Below are 22,962 nucleotides of genomic sequence, written 5' to 3'. Positions count from 1 at the left end.
TGTAGGCTATGTACATAAGCTAGGAGATTGGGATGAAACACCGCATCATCGAAGGACGGTTGACTTACACGTCGAGAAAGCCGGATCGGCTCGACCTGATGCGCGGGTTTGAGACCTTTATGTTCACTCGCCATAGCGATGGCAAATTGACGCTACGCGCGCATTGCGAGATTGAAGAGCCCGAACCTACCGTAATGCGGGATATTATTTATTCGATCGACGAGCATGGGCAACCGATGGACCTGCATGTGCGGCTGACGGTCGGCGATGCATTCATGGGCTCAGGCTGGTTGCGCTTCGATGGCAAGATCATAGAATGCGAAAGCTTCGGCCCTTCGATTGGTCGCCTGTCACAGCAGGTTGAAGCAGAATTGCCAATGGACGGTTTCGGCACGCACCCGATTGTGTCGGACGGATATATGTTGGGCAATCACAAATGGAGCCATGAAGGCGAGCGCCACAAATTCAACTGCTACCTTCCCAGCCCCGACCATCGCGGTGCGACCCCGCCGATGATTGCGCAGGTCAAGATCGACGGTATTTATCTGGGCAAGGAACAAGTCACGGTAAAGGCTGGCACTTTCGCGGCGCGTCATTTCCAATTCGTCGATCCCGGCGACAGCGGTATGGCCGGCGAACATCCACCCTATGATTTATGGATCACCGACGACGAAGACTCCATTTTCTTGAAGGGTGGGGTCGGGGGATACATGATGACATGGTACGAACTGGTTGAGCTACGGCGCTGAAAACTGTTCGATGCCGTCAGCGTTAAAGGTAACTTGATAACTGTTATCGCCAACCTTACCGGCCAAATCGCTGCGCAGCGGAATTTCGGGATATACGGTTACAAGATAATTCCCCGCCGACGGGTTCAGCCGCAGCGGTTTGATCTTCTCCTGATAAACTTTCGAATACCAGAATGCCTTTGCATTGGCCAAACAGGGAAAGCGCACAATGAGCGTTGCATGGCCATTGTCCGGCTGTCCTTCAAAGGTAGCGAGGGGTAAAGGCGCGTTGACATAATAGCCGCCAAGCTTCTGGTAGAGTTGGCTATCGCCGATTGCCTTCGCATACGCTTGCATGCGTGCGCGGTCGTGTGTCGGCCCTGCAACGACCATATAGACCGGCTTATTGTCGCACGTATCCACAGAAGGCGCCGCTACCGTCACCGCAGCCATAAGCAAAAGGCTCATTTCACTCTCCATTCGTCACACAAGGTGCGTTTCCACGGCCGGCCATCCTTGAACCATTGCCAAGTGCGAGCGCGAGTCTGGTTGTCAGGCGCAATATTTATCATCTCGATGTAATAAGCGCCCGGCACATCGAGTCGGTCGAGCTTAAGCATCAAAGTGCCTTCTCCAGTTTCCCAGCCATAACCTGAAAAGCGGTCGGTATCCCAGTAGAGCCGGCCGTCCCGATAAAGGCCGCCAAACTCATAAGTCGCGATACGCCCATCGTCCCAGCTCAAGCGATTATGCTGAACATAGGCGAACGGCCCTTCATCAGGAAATTCGCACCATGTCCACATCCGGTGTTCGTCAAGCAAGGCGCCGTCGCGACTGAGATGACGATAGGTGCCTTCCCATTCGCCTTGATGGCGGATCATATTAGGCATTGCGGCAGCGAAATCGGGCTTCATTTGAGAAGCTGGTTGAGTTCGATCAATGTCCCGTCAGGGTCGAAGAAATTACATCCCCGCACGTTGATCGGCGGAGCGCCGTTGCGACCCGGATATTGCTGTGCCCGTGGCGGGGCGGTAACGGTAACTCCTGGAATTTTGGCAGCCTCGGCACATCGACGGTCGATGTCTTGGGTATTGGTGACGATCACGTGGCCGCCAATTCCCATGCGCGAAGGATAAGGTCCGGGGTCCGGAAGTTTCGGGTCCAGCCACTCCATCAGGCCGATCCAGCCGATGAAGGGATCATTACCGTTCAACAGAACCAACCGCGCCTTCGCGCCGGGCTGACCAGCTGGCAGCGCGACGCCAGACATCGGCAGCACTGCATCGTAGTTGACCTTTAGTCCCATAACGTCGCGGTAGAGTTTGAGGCTGTTCTCCATATCGCGCACGATCATGGTAACGCGACGGATATCAGTTGGCAGCGCCTCCGTTGGTTTTTCGACTCCGGGCGATGCGCTTGCGATTTGCGGGCGCTCATTTGGAGACGAACAAGCAGCAACTGCCAGACTGACCAGCAAAATCAAATATTTCATCGCTTATCCTCCGAATAGGCCGCAAGCGGCAATGCCTGACCCTTTTGCCGGATCAGCGCCTGTTTCCTGAAAAAACGCAACATGCCGCTATCCCCCATTCGCGACGGACCAAGGCCGGAAAGGCCGAAGCTTGTCTTCTCCGCCTCCCAAACCATCGAGGTGAGCGAGCCATCGTTGATCGAGACCGCGCCAACTTTCAGGCGCGTGCCGACTGCTTCGGCTTCCTCGACGGAACCCGCGATTACGGCGCCTGACAGACCATAAACACCCTCGTTCGCGAGGGCTATCGCCTCGTCGACATAGTCGAAAATCGTGACAGGGATGACCGGTCCGAATGTTTCTTCTGTCACCAGCACCATATCTGGCGTGATATCTGTCAGCACCGTAGGCCTCAGATATTGCCCGCCCCCAAGATTTTCGACTTTACCACCGGCAAGCAATCGTGCCCCTTTGGCAATAGCATCGTCGATTTGAGCCTGCACGATGGTGGCCTGCTGTTTGAAGATAAATGGCCCTATGTCGCCATGCGCTATATCCGGATAGTTTAACCGCACGGCATTAGCTTTTTGGGCAAGCGCATTAAGAAAAGGCTCGGCGATTTCGCGCGCGACATAAACACGCTCGATCGATTGGCAAGCTTGGCCGCTGTTCACGACTGATGCGCGTAATGCGATTTCGGCGGCGTTCGCTGGATCGGCGCTGGCGAGGACAAGCATTGGGTCCTTGCCGCCGAGTTCCAAGCTTGCGGGAATGAATGCGTCCGCCGCCGCCCCGCTAACCTTTCGTCCAGTCGCAACAGATCCAGTGAATGCGACATAGTCCACATGACGAAGCAGTGCCGCGCCGGTCATACCATCGCCTTCGATAACCGTCAGCGGGATTTCCGGTATTTCCGCAAGCGTTGCCATAAGTGGCTTGATGAAGCGCGGTGTCACTTCGGATGGCTTTACGATTACCGCACAGCCCGCCATCAACGCCGGAATTGCATCGATCAGCGCCAGTGTCAGCGGGAAGTTCCAAGGGCTGATCGCGCCGACCAGCGGATAAGGCGCCAGCCGCGTCGATGTCGAAATGCCGGGGATCGAGGTAGCACGATTTTCGATCTGCGCAGCGGCCATGATGCCGCCCGCTAATCGGGCCCAGCGCTCAATGAGCCGCAATGTACCATCAACTTCTATGCCCGAGATTTTTTGGCGTCCGGTATCCGTAGTGAGCGCCTGTTCCAAGGCACCAGCGTTTAAGGCTATCGCCTTGCTCCACTGCAGCAACAATGCAGCCCGCTCCTCAACGTCAAGCGCAGACCATCCTGCCTGCTTGCCGCGCAACCTGTTGGCGAGCGCCGCGATATCCGGCTCGCCGAGCGGCGTAATCTCGTAATCGGCCTCGCCGGTACGAGGGTTGCGGACTTTCACTGCTGCGCCTCCCAAGCGTCGATTATCTCTCCGCCGGTTGCCATCCATGCCTGCGATCGCGCGGCGAGTTCAATTAGGAGATCCTCAAGTGCACCGATCCGGTAAGGCAACGCCATGATATAGGGGGTCACGTGGAGCGGCAGGATGCGCCCTGTGGTCTCGCTGGCCAGCCAGTCGAACGCATCGCGCATCTGCTGCGCATAACTGTCAGCGGATTGCTGCTGCACGGTGATGATCTGACGGTCGCTGAGTTCGTGGTTAAGCGGCAGGTTGATGAGGCCGTTTTTGAACCGGTATGGCAGTTCGTCATTCACCCAGTCGCAACAATAGCGAAGGCCAGCCCTTTTCAGCAAATCGGGCGTGTCCCAGCTTTGCGAGCGGGCTATCGATAGCCAACCTGTCGGGCGGGTTCCCGTCGCACGTTCCAACATGTCGAGCGACTTCGCAATCAGGGCGCGCTCCGCATCGATCGGAAGGCCAGTCGCAATCGTGCCGTTCATGTCGGTGGAATGAGCGATAATCTCATGGCCCGCGGACACGATGTCGGCAACGAGCGCCGGATAACGTTCAGCAATTACGCTGTTGGTGGCGAAGCTGGCTTTCACTCCCGCATTGGCAAAGGCGTTGAGCAGCCGGTACACACCCACACGGTTGCCATAATCGCGCGCAGTATAGTGGCGATAATCCGGATAGGCAGTTTGCATATGTCCCGGTGCACGGAACGGCGTGTCGCTTGGCGTAATCGGGAACCATTCGAGGCTGACGCAAACCCAGACCGCAACCGATTTGTTAGTAGGCCAGAAGACTGATTTGCGGGCGTGGATCGCTGACCAGTCGTACAGATCATGATCGTAGCCGTACGCGGCGCTTGGGATATTCGAGATAGGCTGGATCGAGCGTCACTGCTGCGCGTTCCATGCATCAACAATATCACCCGCCTTCGTCAGCCAAGCCCGTCCGTCGGCCGCAATGTAGCGCAACGCTTCTTCGAACGGCCCGATCCGATGCGGTTGACCGATCAAATAAGCATGCAACGGGATGCACATTACGGTACCGCCTTCATCCGCAAGCCGTTCATATTGCCGCACCAGCGTGTCCGCATATTCACGCGGGCTCATATTGTAGATGAAAAAGCCATAATGGTCGTTGACCTCAAGGCTGTAGGGGACCGAAACGAGCTTGCCGGTCGCAGTCTTTACCGGCTGCACCTGATCGTCGTGATAAAGGTCGCAGGTATACTCCAGACCATATTCAGCGATCAGATCGAGTGTATGCGGTGTGTGCGTCAACGCCGGCGCAAGCCAGCCGCGGATCGTCTGGCCTGTTGCCTCACGCACGGTCGCAATCGAATCCTCAATGATAGCGCGCTCCTGCTCTTTCGACATGTCGTATGCGTAGCGCGTGTTGTAAATGCCGTGACTGAAAAACTCCCAACCGCGCGCCTTTGCATCGGCTACGACCTCCGGATGATGCTGGCATAAAGCAACCTGAGAGGCTGACCGAACCCGGAAAACCATGCTTACTCATTACATCAGCCATGCGCCAATGCGATACGCGATTCGAGTGATCGCGGTGGGAATAGCCGACTACATCGGGATGGGGCCGGGCCCATGCCTTGCGTTTGGGGTGCGCGGGCGGATCGACCTCATAATATTCGAGATTGGGTGCAACCCAGACAGCGCAGCTTTTACCGCCGGGCCAGACAATCCTTTTGCGATCCCGATAGGGTGAAAAATCATACAGCCCGGGGTCAGGGGTACCTTCGTGCATTAGCGCGCCTCAAGCCAGTCAATAACACTCTGCACCGGCTCGACATCGGCATATTTCAGTTGCAGGTCGGTCAAGTTGGCAAAGTGATAGCTTTCATGCTTGTCGGCGCAGGTTTCGATGGGAACGATGGCGCGATAGCCGTGGCTGAGAGCATCTACCGCTGTCGCTCGAACGCATCCCGATGTGCTGCCGCCGGTCACCACCACTGTGTCGACTTTATGCCAGGTCAGGTAACTAGCGAGCGGTGTTTCGAAAAATGCGCTTGGCATTCGCTTGGTATATTGCAGGTCATTAGGTTCGATCTCGCACCGCGGGTCGAAAGCATGACGCTGCGAACCATATTTGATATTCTGCAGCGAATCGGGTGTATCTGTCCGGGTGCCCCACACCCCAGCATCGCCAGCGTTTTCTATGTAGCCCACGCGTGACCAGATAACCGGCATTCCTTCGTTCCGCGCCAGCCGCGAAATGACGTTCACATATTCAATCTGGCGCGGGTCGGTCTCATAAGCAGTCGCAAACATATCGGTGCGCGTATAGGCCTGCTGAAAATCGACGTTGACGATGGCCAGTTTTTCCCCGAATCCGAACTTTTTTCGTGCGGTATTGGCCATGACTTCTTCAAACAGCTGCCGTGCCGTCTTCCCGTCACTGACCATTTTTGTGCCGATCAAGCTCATCAAATTTATCTCCTGCCCTTGCCAGCCTTTTGCCCAAGCGATAAAGGCTTGTCGAGAGCAATTTGTCCGGACAAATTTTTACGCATGAAATTGAGCCGCCACTATCTGACAATCAATGGTCGAACCGTCCATTATCGTCGGTGCGGTAGTGGCCCATCACTGCTCATGGTGCATCAAAGTCCGCGATCGTCGGCCGAATATGAATCGCTGATGCGCGAATGGGGAGAACATTTCACCTGTATCGCGCCTGACACGCCGGGCTTTGGTCAATCCGCTCCGCTGGCGAAGGCAGACCCTGACATCGGCGACTATGCCGAAGCCATTGTCGAATTCGTCGGTGCGCTCGGAATAGAGCGGACAGCGGCCTTCGGTTTTCATTCGGGTGGAATCATTCTGGTAAATGCGTTGAAACGCCATCCGGGAATGTTCACCGGACTGGCCGTAGGCGGTTATGCGATCTGGACGCCGGAAGAAATGGCTGTGTTCGACGACGCCTATCTGCCGCCATTCCTGCCGTCGCGCTATGGCGAACATCTGACTTGGCTGTGGAATCGTATTCTCGAACAAAGCTGGTTTTTTCCCTGGTTCGACGTGCGACCGGAGGCGCGACTTTCGGTCGCCCACGACGATCCGGCCCGCATCCACGCTGTCGTGATGGAAATGCTCGATGCAGGCGACTCTTACCGCCTCGGATACGGCGCCGTGCTGCGCGCCCCACGTGACATTCCGCCGCCTGATACAATTACGCCGCCCGTGCTGATCGCCGCCTATGATGGCGACCCCCTACAGGCGCATATCGACCGCTTGGGCGTTATGCCCGCAAGCTGGGAAGCGCGGAAGGTTTCGACACCAGGCCACTTTTATGAGGCCAGCCTTCTATTTCTTCGAAAGCTTCCTTCGCAGGATTGCCCGGCGCTACCCGACGACCAAAAAGCGGGATTTATCCATGTGAACACCGCCTATTTCGACGGCCTCATTCACTGGAGAAGCCTTAAAGATGGCGCAACGCTCACTGTTCATGCGCCGGGAACCGAAATGTCGGGGGGAGAAGCTGCCATCGACCTGCCCGGTCATGGCCTGTCCGACGGATGGCCCAATGAGATACCTACAGAATGGAATAAATGGCTAGCCGTGATTGAAGCCGCCTGCACCGCGCTCGGATGCACCGCGGTCGATATTCCAAATCCGGAACGAGGCGATCCTGTGCACTTGTTTCCCGACCTCTCTCCTGACCGCTTTGGCAATTATCTGACCGCAGCATGGTCCATAACGCGCGCGCGCCGATTCTTCACGCCTTGGTATCACGCTTCTTCAGCCAACGTGATCACCTTCGATCCCTACAGCCTCGAACCTGAGGCTTTGGCCAAAGACCACCGCGCGCTAATGCGGGCAACCGCCGCGCGTGCATATCATCTTGCGCTGTTACAAAGAGAAGGAAGCTGACTATGGGAATTCGCGAAGATATGCCTTTACTGGCGCGTCACGAAGGCGTGTGGGATGGTGTTTACACATATTTCAATGATAAGGATGAGCAAATTGACCAGCATAAGTCGCGCCTCTTCTGTCGCTTTCCAGAAAGCGGCCCTCATCCTTATCACCAGACAAACCACTATACTTGGGACGACGGACGAACTGATATTCGGGAATTCCCCGCCGAGTATCGTGACAAGCGGGTATGGTGGGACAACGAACTCATAAAGGGCTGGGCAGCCGAAGTCGGCCTTGATGAATATAGCCGCACGGTGATGCTGTATTGGCAGCGACAGGGTGACCCGTTGCTTTATTTGTACGAGATGATCCAGATTTCTGATGACGGACAAAGCCGCTGTCGTACTTGGCACTGGATTCGCGATGGCAAGCTCGAAACCCGCACCGCAATTCAGGAAAAATTGGTGACCAAGGACTGGCGTTCGCTGGAGGGACAGACTGGTTAAGCCGCAAACCCTGTTCGAGAAAATCTGGGATGCTCATGTCGTAACCGATTTGGGCGGAGAAAGCGCGTTGATCGCGATCGACCGTATTCTCCTGCACGAGCGGACGGGTGCCGCAGCGCTCAGGTCGATGGCAGAGGCGGGCCGCGCTGTAATTGATCCCCACCGCGTCTTCGCGGTGATGGACCATATAGTCGACACCCGTCCCGGTCGGGGCGACGGCACGCTGATGCCTGGCGGCGATGCCTTCATCACCGAAACGCGTGCGGCCTGCCACGCAGCAGGGGTTACCCTGTTCGACGTCAACGATCCTGATCAGGGCATCACACACGTGATTTCTCCGGAACTCGGCATCGTTGTTCCCGGGTGTACGTTGATTGCGCCAGACAGTCACACCTGCACGCAAGGCGCGTTCGGTGCTTTCGCGTGGGGCATTGGCAGCAGCGAGGCCGAACATGCGATGGCCACCGGCACTTTGCGTGTAGCCAGGCCCAAGAATATGCGTGTGACTTTTGAAGGTAAACTCCCGCCCGGCGTGACCGCGAAGGACATGATCCTTCGTCTCATCGCCGACCATGGTGCGAGCGGAGGCAGAAGGCATGTGGTTGAATTCTCCGGCGATGCGGTACGCGCGTTAGACATGGAAGCGCGTATGACCTTATGCAATATGGCGACCGAATTTGCGGCGTTATCCGGAATCATCGCTCCAGATGAGACCACTTTCGGATATCTTCAAGGCCGCCGCTACGCACCCGATCCGCTGCCCGACTGGACCGACCTTATCACCGACAATGGCGCAAATTTTGATGTTGAGATCTTCATTGATGCTGCGAGCATCGAGCCGATGATAAGTTGGGGCACATCCCCTGCGCAAAGCATAGCCTTATCGGCAACAGTTCCCACCAAGGCCGACAGAAACGTGCTGAACTATATGGGCCTCGAACCGGGACAGCCACTTGCAGGTCTTCCTATCGATGTCGCCTTTATCGGCAGTTGCACCAATGCGCGGCTATCCGACCTGCGCCGCGCTGCAGCCATCGTCAAAGGTAAGACTAAGGCTCAGGACATCCTCGCCTTGGTGGTGCCGGGGTCGTCTGCGGTCAAGCGCGCTGCGGAAGCGGAGGGCCTTGACCAGATATTCGTCGACGCAGGTTTCGAATGGCGAGAAAGCGGCTGCTCACTCTGCTTCTACTCGGGAGGTGAAAGCTTTCCGGCGGGCAGTCGCGTAATTTCTTCTACCAACCGTAACTTTGAAGGACGGCAGGGGCCGGGAATCCGTACCCATATCGCCAGCCCCGAGGTCGTGGCCGCAAGTGCGATCGCAGGCAGGATCACGGCACCATGACGCCTTTCACCTCTCTTACTGCGATGGTTGCTCCTCTGATTCGCGACAATATCGATACAGATATAATCATTCCCTCCCGCGAGATGAGATCGACGGGCAAAACCGGTCTCGCCGATGGCTTGTTTGCGCCTTGGCGTTATTATGACGCGAAAACACGGAACGAAAACCCGGATTTTGTTCTCAACCAGCCCGAATATAGAGACGCAAAAATACTGGCGAGTGGCGCCAATTTCGGCTGCGGTTCCAGTCGAGAGCACGCTGTGTGGGCACTTGCAGAATATGGAATAAGATGTGTAATTGCAGAGAGTTTTGCGCCTATTTTCTATAGCAACTGCATCCGCAATGGGGTCGTGCCCATTTCCTTGCCACGAACATTTATCGGCACAATTGCAGGTGGCAATGCCACTGTCGACCTGACTGCACAGGCGGTTAACGGACGCCAGTTCGAGATTGGAAAAGAAGAAAAAACTATGCTGATCGAAGGACTGGACGCGATAGACCTGACGCTGAAACACGCTCATGCAATTACCGCATGGCAAGCCGCAGACCGAGCCAAACGTCCGTGGATTTACTTTGGAGCAACGGCATGACGGCAATTCTTGTCAGCGAAGTCGGCACGCGCGACGGACTACAGAGCATCCAAAGCGTCATGCCGATCGAGGCCAAAAAGGCCTGGATCCAGGCCGAGGCCGAAGCGGGTGTGCGCGAGATCGAGGTGGGTAGCTTTGTACCGCCCGCATTGCTTCCGCAGCTCGCCGACACTGCTCAGGTGGTCGCGTTCGCCAAGACCATTCCGGGTCTTAATGTCGTAACACTTGTTCCGAACGCCATGGGTGCGGCGCGCGCCGTCGAGGCGGGGGTTCATGGCATGTCCATCCCCTTTTCGATGTCGGAGACGCATTCGATCAAAAATGTACGGAAAGACCACCGCGCGATGATCGCAGAAATCCGTATAATAGCTGAGATGGCCGAAGCGGTAGGAATCCATTTCGCGGTCGGGCTTTCGACTGCGTTCGGCTGCACCATTGAGGGTCATGTGCCCGAGGACCAGGTTGTCCGCCTCGCCGAAGCCGCAGTTGAGGCAGGTGCACAGGAACTTAGCCTTTCCGACACCACAGGTTATGCCGACCCCGCTCAAGTGAAGCGCCTAACACGCAAAGTAAAGGCTGCGGTCGGCAAGCAATATCTGACCACGCTCCACCTCCATAACACGCGGGGGCTAGGCCTCGCCAACGTTCTCGCGGGGCTGGAGGAGGGCATAACAACATTCGATGCCTCGCTGGGAGGGATTGGCGGTTGCCCGTTTGCGCCGGGGGCTTCGGGAAATATCGTCACCGAGGATTTGGTTTTCATGCTGCAGGCGATGGGACTCGATACGGGCATTGATCTTGAAAAATTGCTCAAGGTCCGGGAAATTGTCGCGGCAGCTTTGCCCGGTGAAGAAATGTACGGTTTTACTCCGGATGCCGGTCTTCCGCTCGATTTCGCTCAAAGGAAATCGGCATGAGCGACGCGCCTCTGTCGGGTATTCGTGTGGTCGAGTTTGCCCATATGATTATGGGGCCATCGGTCGGCGCGATCTTCGCTGCATTAGGGGCAGAGGTAATTCATGTGGAGCCGATCGGCGGCGACCGAACACGGACCCTGCTCGGGTCGGGCGCGGGCTATTTCCCGACCTTCAACAGGGGCAAGCAAAGTATCTGCCTTGACCTGAAATCGACGGACGGAAACGCCGTCGCAAGAAAGTTGATAGACAGCGCCGACGTGCTGGTTGAGAATTATCGTCCTGGTGCGATGGACCGGTTAGGCCTCGATTATGAAAGCCTATCCGCAACCAATCCGCGCCTCATTTACTGCTCGGCTAAAGGCTTTCTAAAAGGCCCCTACGAACAACGAACCGCGTTGGACGAGGTTGCGCAAATGATGGGTGGACTTGCCTACATGACCGGACCGCCCGGGCGCCCTTTGCGAGCTGGCTCTAGCGTGGTTGATATTACAGGCGGAATGTTCGGCGTTATCGCAGTGCAAGCCGCACTTGAGGAACGCCACCGCACTGGTAGGGGGCAAAAAGTACAGACTGCACTCTTCGAAACCACCGTATACCTAATCGCGCAGCATATGGCGCAAATGGCCGTCACCGGCCAGGCCGCCGCCCCAATGCCCGCGCGCATCTCTGCGTGGGCGGTCTATGATGTATTCGAGACCAAGGACGATCCGGTCTTTATCGGCGTTGTCACCGACAGCCTCTGGGAGAAATTCTGTGCTCTGTTCGGCCTCGAAGGCTTATGGGCGGACGTAACGCTTCGCGCCAACAATGTCCGCGTGCAGGCGCGCGACCGGATCATGCCTGTTATTCGTGACGTAGTGCAGAAGTATACTCGGGACGAAATTATTACCAAACTTGAAGGTTCCGGCCTGCCCTTCGCGCCTATCGCTCGGCCGGAGGATATGTTCGACGACCCGCATCTCGAAGCAAGTGGCGGGCTCGAACCCGTAGAACTAAATGGCGGCGGCGAAACACGGCTTCCGCTCATTCCCATTGAAATGAACGGTCGTCGCCTCGGGGTGTCACGTAATCATTCCCGAAGTCGGCCAACACACTTCTTCAATTCTGACATCGCTCGGTTACGACGACCCCAGTATCACAGCGTTAGTGCGAAGTGGTGCGGTCGAATAACTCTGCATTATTTCGCTTTCAAAAAGTCGGTTGGGGGGTCCCATACGCAACTTATTTATGTGCGGCGCGGGAACTCACCCGGGCGGTGGCGTTACTGGCCTACCCGGTCGCAACGCAGCGCGCGAAGTGGTCCGTGGGTGGTGAGACTGCCAGAATAAAGCCGTTCCATGCTGCCGGTCTCCAGGTCATTCTGGGCACCCCGACTGCTACGCCGCCAAAGTCGCTGATAAATGCCGTGCCTGACATGGCAGCGCTTCCTATTATTTTGGAATTACGCTGACAGGTGCGTCATCCTCGGATCAACCTTGGCTAAAACACGTTCAATAATAACGGGTTAACGAAATTCCGATAAATATCAATTTTGGGGTGAACGCACCTGTTAGCGCAATTCAGTCGCGTTTGAAACGCGCAGAAATTGGGAAGGCCTTTAGGGTCAGGACCACTTAAATCCACCTTCGCGGCGTCAAAATGGCAAAGATATCGAAGTAAAATGTCCGCCGCAGGCAGTCATTCTGCCCGCAAGGGCATTTTGCTTTGAGATCGAAGCCATTTTGGCGTCCCTCGGATTTGACCCATATTGTCCATTGCCGCGTTGGCAAGCTTGGACTTAGAACCACTAAGCCCTGCGCTTGCCGCCTTGCACTGAACAATATGGCCTCAAACCGCGAAGGTGGATTTAAGTGGTCCTGACCCTAGGTCAGTGACCAGAAGCAACGATAGAGGCACAATATAGTTGGAGGCCCGAGCCGGAATCGAACCGGCGTGCAAGGATTTGCAGTCCTCTGCGTCACCACTCCGCCATCGGGCCCCTGAACAATAACTTGCCTGAACAGCATCGCCATTATGTGGTGAAGGCGGGCGTTTAGCGGCTTGACCAATTCAATGCAACCGGCAATCTGACGCCTTGTGCCCCGTGCGCCACAAGCCGCGGAAAAGTTGTTATTTGCATCCCGAAATAGGGTGTTTGTCTGAATCCCGCTTGGCGTAACGGACAAGGCTGGCTAGAACCAGAATCAAAGGCTGTGTTGTGTTTATAATACAGTTGTGCCACATGGCCAGTAGGTTAATGGAAAAATTTCCGATGGAATCAGTGAATTTTGAAGAGATGCGGCGGTCCATGGTGGATAGCCAGCTACGCACAAGTGGGGTAACCGACTTATGGGTGCTGGCCGCGATGGGCAGCATCCCGCGTGAGGATTTTGTGCCGCTCACGCATCGATCCACGGCGTATATGGACCGGTCGATTGCGCTGGACGATGGAACCGTCCTCAACCCAGCCGTGTCTGCTGCGTTGCTGCTACAGGCGGCGGATGTGCGCGCAGACGATCATGTTTTGTTGGTTGGCAAGCCTGATGGTTATGTCGCCGCGATTTTGCGCACGCGGGTGAACGCTCTTGCCTCTGTGACGGCGAACAATCTGGCGGCAGCCCAATCGGCGGCGCCATATTCGGTGATCATTATTGACGGCGCAGCAGAAGAGTTACCCACCGCGTTAGTGAATATCGCCGCCGACGGCGCGCGATTGGTAACGGGTATCATTGAAGGTGCGGTAACGCGCTTGGCCAAGGGCTTTGTCCACAAGGGGAAAATTGCGTTGAAATCGTTTGCGGATAGCGAGATTGCCCCGTTGCCGGCCTTTGCCCGCAAACCGGAGTTCGTATTTTGATTGCGCGCCGTCTGCTCCTAGCCGCTTTGCTGGCATCTACCGGATTGGCCGCGCCTGCCAGCGCGGACACTTTGCGTGACGCCTTGGTGTCCGCTTATGAAACCAACCCCAACCTAAGCGCAGCACGTCAGGGACAGCGCGCAACCAACGAAGCCGTTCCTTTGGCCAAGGCCAATGGCCGTCCTGATATCACGGTCCAGCCAAGCTATGTCGAAAATGTCCTTCAGGAAAATGGCGGATCCGTGGCTCAGGCCCGCAGCCTCAGCATCAACGGCACGATTTCAGCCCCCTTATATGCCGGCGGCGGCATTAAAAATGCGGTGCGCGCGGCGGAAAACCGGGTTGAGGCCGGCTTTGCCAATCTGCGTGGCACCGAAAGCGCCATATTTTCGGCGGTGGTCGGCGCATATATGGATGTCATTCGCGATGAATCGATTGTCGATTTGAACCGCGCGCAGGTTGGCGTTCTGTCCGTCAATCTGGATGCAACGCGTGACCGTTTTGAAATAGGTGACTTGACCCGCACCGATGTTGCCCAGTCCGAGGCACGACTTGCGCTGGCGACCAGCAATATGGAAACTGCGCGCGCCAATCTGATCCGTTCGAAAGAGCTTTATATCCAGTTGGTCGGACGCGAACCCGGGCAGCTGCAGGCGCCGCCGCCCTTGCCCAATTTGCCATTAACGCCAGATAGCGCCGTGACCGTGGCATTGGACAGCAACCCGGATTTGATCGCGGCGCGCGAAAGCAGTGAGGCGGCGCGTTTTGATCGCCGTGCTGCAAATGCATCGCGCCTGCCCACAATAAGCGTCTTTACGTCCCAATCTTACTCCAACGCTTTGAATTCGATCTCATCGAATATTCCGGGCTTCGTGGCGGACAACAGCACGTTAAATGCACAAGCGGGCGTCCGTGCGACCTTACCCTTATATCAAGGTGGGCAGCCCGCCGCGCAAATTCGTCAGGCGCAAGCGCGGCTTGGCCAAGCGCAGGAACTCGAAATCGCTGCCGAGCGTGAAGTGATTGCCCAGACCCGCGCTTCTTACGCGAGCTGGCGGGCAGCGCTTGATGTCATCGCCGCCTCCGAACGTGCCGTGTCGGCCAATGAATTATCGCTCGAAGGGACGCGCGCCGAAAATGGCGTTGGTAACCGCACCATATTGGACATACTGAACGCAGAGCAAGAATTGCTGAACAGCAAGGTTCAGCTCGTCACCGCACGTCGCAACGCTTATGTCGCCGGTTTCACTTTGTTGGCCGCAATGGGCAAAGCCGAAGCGCGCGATTTGGGCCTTGAAGGCGGCGCATTATACGACCCCGTCGCGGACTATCAAAAGGTTGACGGGGCGTGGAACGACTGGGCATCACAGCCGGATCCAGTCACCAAATCGACCCGAACCGTTGACACAGCGGCGCAAAAGGCGGAGATAGAGCCAATTGTTACCGACGGTAAAGTCCGGTAATTTACGCAAGGGCTGAAAATATGGCTGATGGCCGGAACGAACCTTCGATGGATGAAATCTTATCCTCGATCAAGCGCATCATCGCTGAAGATGACAGCAACCGCCCCGCCACCAAGCGCGCAGCGAAGTCTGCCATGCCGGATGACGCGCACGACGAAGTCCTTGAGCTAACCGACGCCGATGAAAATGCAGGCGTTGGCGAAGTTTTGCTGGATAACAATAAGGCGCAGACCCTGCGTCACAGCTTTTCCGCGCTGCAGACCTTGTCCGAGCCTGGTGCCGCACCGCAGATTGTTCGGTCAGGCGAAACGTCGCTTGAAGGAATGACGCGCGACCTGTTGCGCCCGATGCTGAAAGATTGGCTCGACACCCATTTGCCACCCATCGTCGAAGCGATGGTCGAACGCGAAATCACGCGCATCACCAAAAAAAGGTGACGAAAGCCGTGCGCTTTTGGAACCGTCATGTGGGTATCGCGCCCATTCTGACATCATTGGCGTTAACTTTAACCTGGATGCCAGCGTCACTGCATACGTCCGACCTGTATGTGGCAACGGGAAAGCTCGCGGATGTTCGGACTGGCGCCATCCTCACCGATCAATGCTGCCACAGGATAGCGGCCGTCGCTCCGCGCGGCGCGACGCCAATTTTTAATGGCGATTATACTGACGACATAGGGACACGCGGCAGAATTATTGGGTAAGGACGACGAACTCGGCAGCATCGCGCCGGGGCGCTTTGCCGATCTTGTGGCGGTGGACGGCAACCCGTTGAACGATATCACGGCACTGGAAAATGTTGCGCATGTTCTGAAGGGCGGAAATACCGTCCGCTAGGGTCAGAACCACTTAAATCCCATGCGCTTGTCCGTGTAATCTTCTTGCTTGCCTGCTTTGCGCTGACTAGCGTGCGGCGCATGAAAAAACTCTTCTTGCTTCCCGCCCTATTGGGCACGTCCGCGATCACGCTTGGCATTCTCTCCTCAGACGCCATGGCCCGGCCCATGACTGAAACCGATCTCGTGATGATGAAACGGCTGTCGGCTGTTGCGGCATCGCCCGACGGCAATATGATCGCCTATCAATTGCGCGAGACCGATTTGGCGGCAAATAAAGGCAAGACGGATCTGTATATGCTGAAGCTCGGCACCGCTGATGCGCAGCCAGTGATGTTTGCGTCAAAGCCTGACAAAAATGAGCATGACCCTGCCTTTTCGCCCGACGGCAAAAGCATATATTATATGAGCAACCAAAGCGGGGCGGACCAAATTTGGCGCTACGGCATTGCATCGGCCGCAGTCCTGCAAGTGAGCAATTTCAAGGCCGATGTCAGCGGTTTCAAAATCTCCCCCGACGGGCAGACATTTGCCGTGTGGGGCGACATTGCCCGCGATTGCATGGAATTTGGCTGCGACACAGATGGCGACACGTCAAAACCTGGCCCCGGCACCGGTCGCGAATATGATCAGTTAATGGTCCGCCATTGGGACCAATGGGAAACGCCGGGCAATTATAGCCGCGTCTTTACGGTTGCGCTGGGGGCCGATGGCAAGCTGGGCCCGTCGGGGGCAGCGATGGACGGCACCCTTGTCGGCGATGCACCAACGAAGCCCTTTGGCGGCGGCGAGGAGATTAGCTGGAGCGCGGACAGCAGCGCCGTGCTATTCACCTTGCGTCTTGCCGACGCCGATGAAGCCAAATCAACCAATCTTGATATCTATCGTTCGGCGCTGCGTGCGGCAAACCCCGTCAACCTCACAGCGAACAACGCCGGTATGGACACCACACCTGCCGCATCCCCCGATGGCAAATATCTGGCATGGACATCTATGGCGCGCGCGACCTATGAGGCCGACCGGCTGGTCGTCCAACTGATGGATTTGAAAAGCGGCAAGGTCATAGCGCTCACCGACGCATGGGACCGTTCGGTCGGATCGCTCGCATGGGCAGCCGACAGCAAAAGCCTTCTCGTTACCGCGCAGGACGTCTTGGAAACGCCGCTTTTTCGCGTCGACCTGAAAGGCAAAGTCACGCGCCTGACGGAGCGCGGAACCATCGCGGAGGCCGTGCCGCTCAAAAATGGTGGCGTGGTCTATGCGATCAACAGCATCGCCGGGCCGTCCGACCTTGTCCATATGGATAACAAAGGCAGAACGACCCGGTTGACAAATGTTAACGCCGATGCGCTCGCCACGCTTGATCCGGTCAATTACCAAATGTTCAATTTCGCCGGGGCCAATGGCGACCAAGTTTATGGCCAGATCGTTAAGCCGCAAGGCACAACCGGCAAGCTGCCTGTCCTGTTACTCGTCCATGGCGGCCCGCAGGGCACATTTAACAATGCTTGGTCCTATCGATGGAACCCGGCGGTCATGGCGGCACAAGGCTATGCCGTGGTCAGCATCGATTTTCACGGGAGCACCGGCTACGGCCAAAAATTCACCGACAGCATCAACAAAAACTGGGGCGGCTGGCCGCTGGAGGATTTGCAAAAGGGCATGGATGCGGTCGGCAAGATCGATACCCAGCTCGATACCGCCAACGCCTGCGCGCTGGGCGGCTCTTATGGCGGCTATATGATGAACTGGATTTCGGGCAATTGGCCCGACCGTTTCAAATGCCTTGTCAACCATGCAGGTATCTTTGACTTGCGCGCTATGGCCTATGAAACCGAAGAGTTGTGGTTCGACCAATGGGACAATGGAGGCCCATGGACCACGCGCAGCGATGCGGAGAAATGGAACCCGGTCAACCATGTCGCCAAATGGAAGACGCCAACTTTGGTGATTCATGGCGAGAAGGATTATCGCATCCCTTATGCGCAGTCGCTGGCCACCTTTACCGCGTTGCAGCAGCAGGGCGTGGAATCGAAATTGCTCGTATTTCCGGATGAAAATCACTGGGTGTTGAAACCAAAAAATTCAATCCAATGGCACCGGACGGTGTTTGATTGGGTCGGCAAATATTTGAAGAGTAAATAAGTCCGATTTTGTCATTCCCGCGAAAGCGGGAATCCATGGTCTGATCGGTCAGCGCAAGCGGAAGGTTCAGGCCATGGACCCCCCGATCACGTCGGGGGTGACAAAATTTATAGAGTACAGACGAAGTATTGGGGGGAAGAGTATGACCGATATTGCGCATGAAGTGGCAACCGAAATCACTGGTGGGGCGGAACTGTCGCGCAGTTTGAAGTCGCGCCATGTCTCGATGATCGCGATTGGCGGCATTATTGGTGCCGGGCTGTTCGTTGGTTCTTCCACCACGATCAGCCAGGCTGGCCCCGCCGCCGTCTTCTCCTTTGCCATTGCAGGGTTCATCATTTTGCTGGTCATGCGCATGCTGTCCGAAATGGCGATAGCCGTTGACGGGGTGCAGACCTTCCCTGACTTCGCCCGTGCTGGCCTTGGCAATTTGGCGGGTTTCATGTCGGGCTGGCTCTATTGGTATTTCTGGGTTGTCGTGGTTGCGATTGAAGCGATTGCTGGCGCGCAAATTCTGCATGGATGGTTCCCTGCCGTGCCTGAGCTTGGCATCGGCATTGCCCTGATGGCGATTTTGACCGCAGTAAACCTGATGTCGGCGCGGGCATATGGTGAATTTGAATTCTGGTTTTCGTCTATCAAGGTCGCCGCGATCATCGTGTTCATTCTGGTCTGCGCCGCATGGGCCTTTGGCCTAACCTCAGGCGGCGGCTCGACCTTTGGGAATTTGACGGCGCATGACGGCTTTGTCCCCAATGGCTGGGGCGTCGTGCTGGCGGCGGCAACCTCGACCATATTCAGCCTTGTTGGGGCCGAAATCGCCACCATCGCAGCGGCCGAATCCGAAGAGCCTTCGAAGGTCATTGGCCGCATGACCGTATCGGTCACTGTGCGCATCCTTATCTTTTACATACTCTCCATCTTCCTCATCGTGTCGGTGGTGCCATGGACCGAGATCGTGCCCAAGGTGTCGCCCTTTGCCACCACGCTTGCCTATATGGGATTGCCAGCGGGTCAGTTGATTATGGAGGCGGTGGTTTTGGTCGCAGTGCTATCGTGCTTGAACTCCGGCCTATATGTCACCTCGCGTGCGTTGTTCGGCCTCGCCAAGCATAAGGACGCACCCCAGTGGTTGGTGCAGGTCAACCACCGCAAAGTGCCCGCGCGCGCCATCCTGATCGCCAGCCTGTTCAGCTATGTCGCGCTCGCCGCCGACGCGGTGTCGCGCGATGTGGTATTCAGCTTCCTGATCAATAGCTGCGGCGTGACCATGCTTTTGCTGTACCTCATGACATCCGCCGCACAGCTAAAGCTGCGCCGTAAATATGAGGCGGAGGACCCCAGCCGACTACAAATCAAAATGTGGTTCCACCCCTATGGCACATATGTCGCGATGGCGGCGATGTTGGTGATCTTGGTCGCAAAGGGCCTTGATCCGTCCGCGTCGAAGGAATTGTGGTTGAGCCTGCTTGTAGCGGGCGGCTTTGCGGCGGCATTTTTCGTTTTCCGGCGGCGGGTAACCTAGGGTCAGGACCACTTAAATCCACCGAAACGCCGCGAAATCCTTGCCCAATTGCCCACGCGCTGGCAAAGCCACTTTCCATGACTATCGATAAGACTTTCGACCCCGCCGCGATTGAGGCGAAATGGTATGCGCATTGGGAATCCACGGGCGCATTCCGGCCCAATCGCCCCCATGCCGAGCCATACACAATCGTGAACCCGCCGCCCAATGTGACGGGCAGCCTGCACATCGGCCATGCGCTCGACAATACCCTGCAAGACATCCTCATCCGCCATGCGCGTTTGCAGGGCAAGGACGCCTTATGGGTCGTTGGCACGGACCATGCCGGCATTGCCACGCAGATGGTCGTCGAACGGCAGCTCAATGCCCAAGGGCAAAAACGCACCGATTTCACCCGCGACGAATTTGTCGCCAAAGTGTGGGAATGGAAGGCGGAAAGCGGCGGCGAGATTACTGGCCAGTTGCGTCGTCTTGGCTGCTCAATGGATTGGGAGAATGAACGCTTCACCATGGATGAAGGCTTTTCAAAGGCCGTCATCAAGGTGTTTGTGGATCTGTATAACCAAGGGCTGCTCTACCGCGACAAGCGTCTTGTCAACTGGGACCCAGGCCTGAAAACCGCGATTTCGGATCTGGAGGTGGAAACGCGCGAAGTGAACGGCCATATGTGGCATTTCAAATATCCGCTCGCGGGCGGGGAAACCTATATCTATGTCGAGCGCGATGCCGACGGCAATGTCACATTAGAGGAGGAACGCGATTATATCGCCATCGCCACCACGCGTCCGGAAACGATGTTAGGTGACGGCGCGGTTGCGGTGCATCCGGGCGATGAGCGCTACAAGTCTATCGTCGGCAAACTTTGTGAAATCCCCGTCGGCCCGAAAGACCATCGCCGCCTGATCCCGATTATCACTGACGAATATCCCGACCCCGATTTTGGATCGGGCGCGGTGAAGATTACCGGCGCGCACGACCAGAATGATTACGGCGTCGCGCAGCGCAACGGCATCCCGATGTACCGCCTTATGGACGAAGTCGCCGCGATGCGCAGCGATGGCACGCCTTATGCGGAAGCTGCCGAACGCGCCAAGGCGATAGCCGCAGGTGGACAGTGGACCGTCGGCGACATCGACACGCTCAACCTTGTTCCTGACACCTATCGCGGCCTTGACCGCTACGAAGCACGCAAACGGGTTGTCGCCGACATTGACGCCGACGGCCTGATGATTGCCGTCGAAAATAAGACGATCCAACAACCCTTTGGTGACCGTTCAGGCGTCGTGATCGAGCCAATGCTCACCGACCAATGGTATGTCGATGCGGCAACACTCGCCAAGCCCGCCATCGAAGCCGCGCGCAAAGGCAAGGCCAATGGCGGTTTCGACATTGTGCCAAAGTCTTGGGAAAAAACCTATTTCAATTGGATGGAGAATATCCAGCCTTGGTGTGTGTCGCGGCAATTATGGTGGGGGCATCAGATACCTGCGTGGTTTGCCGCCGACGGCACATGTTATGTCGCCGAAACTGAAGAGGCTGCCCAAGGTCTTGCTGGCGCGGGCGTCGAGCTGACGCGCGACCCCGACGTCCTCGACACATGGTTCTCGTCTGCACTTTGGCCGTTTGGAACTTTGGGTTGGCCTGAAGCGCTCTCCTCCCCATCGACTTGCGATGGGGAGGGGGACCGCCGCGTAGCGGTGGTGGAGGGGACTGCAACCTCGAAGGCCCCTCCGTCATCCGAAGCTGACGCTTCGGCTGCCACCTCCCCATCGCAAGTCGATGGAGAGGGGGAGAACCCCCTCCACCAGTCTGCGGCTGGTCCCCCTCCCCGTTCCGGGGAGGAATCCTTGCTCCAACGCCATTATCCCAATGACGTGCTGATTTCCGGTTTTGACATATTATTTTTCTGGGATGCGCGGATGGCGATGCAGGGTATTCACTTCATGAAAGAAGTGCCTTGGAAAACGCTCTATCTGCACGGCCTTGTCCGTGCGGCGGATGGCAGCAAAATGTCGAAGTCAAAGGGCAATACAGTCGATCCGCTTGGCCTGATTGACCAATATGGCGCGGACGCGCTGCGTTTCTTCATGGCCGCCATGGAAAGCCAGGGCCGCGATATTAAAATGGATGAAAGCCGCGTTGCAGGCTATCGTAACTTTGCAACCAAGCTGTGGAATGCCGCACGCTTCGCGCAATCCAACGGCATAAGCGGATCGCACGGCGTGCATGCGCCAAAGGCCGAATTGGCGGTCAACCGCTGGATTATTGGTGAGGTGGTTGAGACCGTCGAGAAGCTGAACAAAGCCTTCGCCGAATATCGTTTCGACGGCATGGCCGATGTGCTGTATCATTTCGTTTTTGACCAGTTTTGCGATTGGTATCTGGAACTGATCAAGCCATTGGTTCAGGTGCGCCCCGGCGAAGGCCGGGGTCCAGATGCGGTCGAGGCTGGACCCCAGCCTGCGCTGGGGAACGCAGAAGCGGATGAGACGCGCGAAGTCGCTGGCTGGGCGCTCGACCAAATCTTGGTGATGCTGCATCCATTTATGCCGTTCATTACCGAAGAATTATGGCATGCCTTGTCCGACTCAGAATATCCTCGTGCCTATGACATCATTCACGCCCAATGGCCGGAGCCGAATGCCACGGTAGATGCAGAGGCAGTCGCCGAGATAAATTGGGTCATCGACACGATTAGCAAAACCCGTTCGTTCAAGGCGGAGTTGAACATAGCGCCGGGCACGCGCCTGACCGCCAATATTTCCGGCCCTCAGACCGCCACGATTGCGATAATCGTGCGCCAAGGTGCGGCATTGTCACGCCTCGGCCGCATTGACGATTTTGTCTATTCGCCCGTTGAAACCAACAATGTCGCGCAGATCGTTGTGGGCGACGACACTATCGTTTTCCCGCTTGACGGCGTCATCGACCTTGACGCCGAACGTAGCCGGATCACCAAAGCCATCGAAGCCGCAACCAAAGAGCGCGATGCGCTTTCCGGTCGCTTGTCCAATGCCGCCTTTGTGGAAAAGGCCAAGCCTGAAGCGGTAGAAAAGGCGCGCGCCGACCATGCCGAAAAGGCTGCTGAGGCCGAACGATTGACTGCGGCACTAAAGCGGTTGGGGTGACTATCGTCCGAACCTTCAACACACTTTGTCATTCCCGCGAAAGCGGGAATCCACGGCCTGAGCGTGCCCCAGTCGCTTACTGGCGTTCACACGACGCGGCGGCCCCATGGCTTCCCGCTTTCGCGGGAATGACACATATGGGCTCTTATGAAGCGGGTGTTTCAA

At 56.7% G+C, this 22,962-nt stretch carries 21 protein-coding genes, 1 tRNA gene and 1 pseudogene; 15 read left to right on the top strand and 8 right to left on the bottom strand.

Annotated elements, in window-relative coordinates; translation table 11 throughout:
* The first annotated feature begins 32 nt into the window (after positions 1-32).
* Positions 33-749 carry a hypothetical protein gene (locus tag HEQ18_RS10430; RefSeq protein ID WP_432814659.1) on the top strand — a complete coding sequence of 239 codons (717 nt, stop codon included), beginning with the start codon at positions 33-35 and terminating at the stop codon, positions 747-749.
* Here the strand turns inward: HEQ18_RS10430 and HEQ18_RS10425 are convergent.
* The 7 genes from HEQ18_RS10425 to HEQ18_RS10395 all read right to left on the bottom strand — a co-directional run bounded on the left by HEQ18_RS10425 (position 738) and on the right by HEQ18_RS10395 (position 6,082).
* Positions 738-1,196: a DUF1330 domain-containing protein gene (locus tag HEQ18_RS10425; RefSeq protein WP_432814658.1), complete on the bottom strand. Its 459-nt coding sequence runs from the start codon at positions 1,194-1,196 to the stop codon at positions 738-740. The two genes, HEQ18_RS10430 and HEQ18_RS10425, sit on opposite strands and share 12 nt — an antisense overlap.
* Positions 1,193-1,642: a hypothetical protein gene (locus HEQ18_RS10420; protein ID WP_432814657.1), complete on the bottom strand. Its 450-nt coding sequence runs from the start codon at positions 1,640-1,642 to the stop codon at positions 1,193-1,195. The genes HEQ18_RS10425 and HEQ18_RS10420 overlap by 4 nt, the downstream gene beginning before the upstream one ends.
* On the bottom strand, positions 1,639-2,220 hold the full coding sequence (locus HEQ18_RS10415) for a VOC family protein (protein WP_397605790.1): 582 nt from the start codon (positions 2,218-2,220) through the stop codon (positions 1,639-1,641). Before HEQ18_RS10415 ends, HEQ18_RS10420 begins: the two co-directional genes overlap by 4 nt.
* Positions 2,217-3,632, bottom strand: coding sequence for an aldehyde dehydrogenase family protein (locus tag HEQ18_RS10410; RefSeq protein WP_432814656.1), 1,416 nt, complete (start codon positions 3,630-3,632; stop codon positions 2,217-2,219). The genes HEQ18_RS10415 and HEQ18_RS10410 overlap by 4 nt, the downstream gene beginning before the upstream one ends.
* Positions 3,629-4,336, bottom strand: a complete 708-nt coding sequence (locus HEQ18_RS10405; RefSeq protein ID WP_432814655.1) for a polysaccharide deacetylase family protein — start codon at positions 4,334-4,336, stop codon at positions 3,629-3,631. Before HEQ18_RS10405 ends, HEQ18_RS10410 begins: the two co-directional genes overlap by 4 nt.
* 195 nt (positions 4,337-4,531) lie before the next feature.
* On the bottom strand, positions 4,532-5,149 hold the full coding sequence (locus HEQ18_RS10400; protein WP_432814654.1) for a polysaccharide deacetylase family protein: 618 nt from the start codon (positions 5,147-5,149) through the stop codon (positions 4,532-4,534).
* Between the two features lie 252 nt (positions 5,150-5,401).
* A complete protein-coding gene (locus tag HEQ18_RS10395; protein ID WP_432815996.1) occupies positions 5,402-6,082 on the bottom strand; it encodes an isochorismatase family protein in 681 nt (226 codons plus the stop codon).
* 210 nt (positions 6,083-6,292) lie between these two features.
* On the opposite strand from HEQ18_RS10395, the gene HEQ18_RS10390 reads away from it, so the two are divergent.
* The 7 genes and pseudogenes from HEQ18_RS10390 to HEQ18_RS10360 all read left to right on the top strand — a co-directional run bounded on the left by HEQ18_RS10390 (position 6,293) and on the right by HEQ18_RS10360 (position 12,315).
* A complete protein-coding gene (locus HEQ18_RS10390) occupies positions 6,293-7,525 on the top strand; it encodes an alpha/beta fold hydrolase (RefSeq protein WP_432814653.1) in 1,233 nt (410 codons plus the stop codon).
* 2 nt (positions 7,526-7,527) lie between these two features.
* Positions 7,528-8,016 (top strand): DUF3598 domain-containing protein, encoded by a 489-nt coding sequence (locus tag HEQ18_RS10385; RefSeq protein ID WP_397605795.1) that lies wholly within the window; start codon positions 7,528-7,530, stop codon positions 8,014-8,016.
* A complete protein-coding gene (locus tag HEQ18_RS10380) occupies positions 8,009-9,358 on the top strand; it encodes a 3-isopropylmalate dehydratase large subunit (protein ID WP_432815995.1) in 1,350 nt (449 codons plus the stop codon). Before HEQ18_RS10385 ends, HEQ18_RS10380 begins: the two co-directional genes overlap by 8 nt.
* A complete protein-coding gene (gene leuD / locus HEQ18_RS10375; protein WP_432814652.1) occupies positions 9,355-9,948 on the top strand; it encodes a 3-isopropylmalate dehydratase small subunit in 594 nt (197 codons plus the stop codon). The genes HEQ18_RS10380 and leuD overlap by 4 nt, the downstream gene beginning before the upstream one ends.
* Positions 9,945-10,865: a hydroxymethylglutaryl-CoA lyase gene (locus HEQ18_RS10370; protein ID WP_432814651.1), complete on the top strand. Its 921-nt coding sequence runs from the start codon at positions 9,945-9,947 to the stop codon at positions 10,863-10,865. Before leuD ends, HEQ18_RS10370 begins: the two co-directional genes overlap by 4 nt.
* A pseudogene (locus HEQ18_RS10365) lies at positions 10,862-11,872 on the top strand (CaiB/BaiF CoA transferase family protein); the annotation flags it as partial. The gene HEQ18_RS10370 and the pseudogene HEQ18_RS10365, both read left to right, overlap by 4 nt.
* 296 nt (positions 11,873-12,168) lie before the next feature.
* On the top strand, positions 12,169-12,315 hold the full coding sequence (locus HEQ18_RS10360; RefSeq protein ID WP_432814650.1) for a beta-galactosidase: 147 nt from the start codon (positions 12,169-12,171) through the stop codon (positions 12,313-12,315).
* A 454-nt stretch (positions 12,316-12,769) separates the two neighbouring features.
* Here HEQ18_RS10360 and HEQ18_RS10355 read toward each other — a convergent pair.
* Positions 12,770-12,843, bottom strand: a tRNA-Cys gene (locus HEQ18_RS10355).
* Positions 12,844-13,116: 273 nt separating this feature from the next.
* Here HEQ18_RS10355 and HEQ18_RS10350 point away from each other — a divergent pair.
* The 7 genes from HEQ18_RS10350 (at position 13,117) to HEQ18_RS10320 (ending at position 22,797) form a co-directional block, all read left to right on the top strand.
* On the top strand, positions 13,117-13,701 hold the full coding sequence (locus HEQ18_RS10350; RefSeq protein WP_432814649.1) for a protein-L-isoaspartate O-methyltransferase family protein: 585 nt from the start codon (positions 13,117-13,119) through the stop codon (positions 13,699-13,701).
* Complete coding sequence (locus tag HEQ18_RS10345; RefSeq protein ID WP_432814648.1) at positions 13,698-15,164, top strand: TolC family outer membrane protein; 1,467 nt, start codon at positions 13,698-13,700, stop codon at positions 15,162-15,164. The genes HEQ18_RS10350 and HEQ18_RS10345 overlap by 4 nt, the downstream gene beginning before the upstream one ends.
* 20 nt (positions 15,165-15,184) lie before the next feature.
* Positions 15,185-15,601: a DUF2497 domain-containing protein gene (locus HEQ18_RS10340; protein ID WP_432814647.1), complete on the top strand. Its 417-nt coding sequence runs from the start codon at positions 15,185-15,187 to the stop codon at positions 15,599-15,601.
* 258 nt (positions 15,602-15,859) lie between these two features.
* Positions 15,860-16,000 (top strand): amidohydrolase family protein, encoded by a 141-nt coding sequence (locus HEQ18_RS10335; RefSeq protein WP_432814646.1) that lies wholly within the window; start codon positions 15,860-15,862, stop codon positions 15,998-16,000.
* 80 nt (positions 16,001-16,080) lie between these two features.
* On the top strand, positions 16,081-18,144 hold the full coding sequence (locus HEQ18_RS10330) for a prolyl oligopeptidase family serine peptidase (RefSeq protein ID WP_432814645.1): 2,064 nt from the start codon (positions 16,081-16,083) through the stop codon (positions 18,142-18,144).
* A 142-nt stretch (positions 18,145-18,286) separates the two neighbouring features.
* Positions 18,287-19,669 carry an amino acid permease gene (locus tag HEQ18_RS10325; RefSeq protein WP_432814644.1) on the top strand — a complete coding sequence of 461 codons (1,383 nt, stop codon included), beginning with the start codon at positions 18,287-18,289 and terminating at the stop codon, positions 19,667-19,669.
* A 77-nt stretch (positions 19,670-19,746) separates the two neighbouring features.
* Positions 19,747-22,797: a valine--tRNA ligase gene (locus tag HEQ18_RS10320; protein WP_432814643.1), complete on the top strand. Its 3,051-nt coding sequence runs from the start codon at positions 19,747-19,749 to the stop codon at positions 22,795-22,797.
* The last annotated feature ends 165 nt before the right edge of the window (positions 22,798-22,962 follow it).

Source organism: Sphingorhabdus sp. (assembly GCF_050921905.1).
In the GTDB taxonomy this organism is placed as follows: domain Bacteria; phylum Pseudomonadota; class Alphaproteobacteria; order Sphingomonadales; family Sphingomonadaceae; genus Sphingorhabdus_B.
The sequence above is the reverse complement of the archived record's forward strand: the minus strand, read 5'-3'. Positions and strand labels throughout refer to the sequence as shown.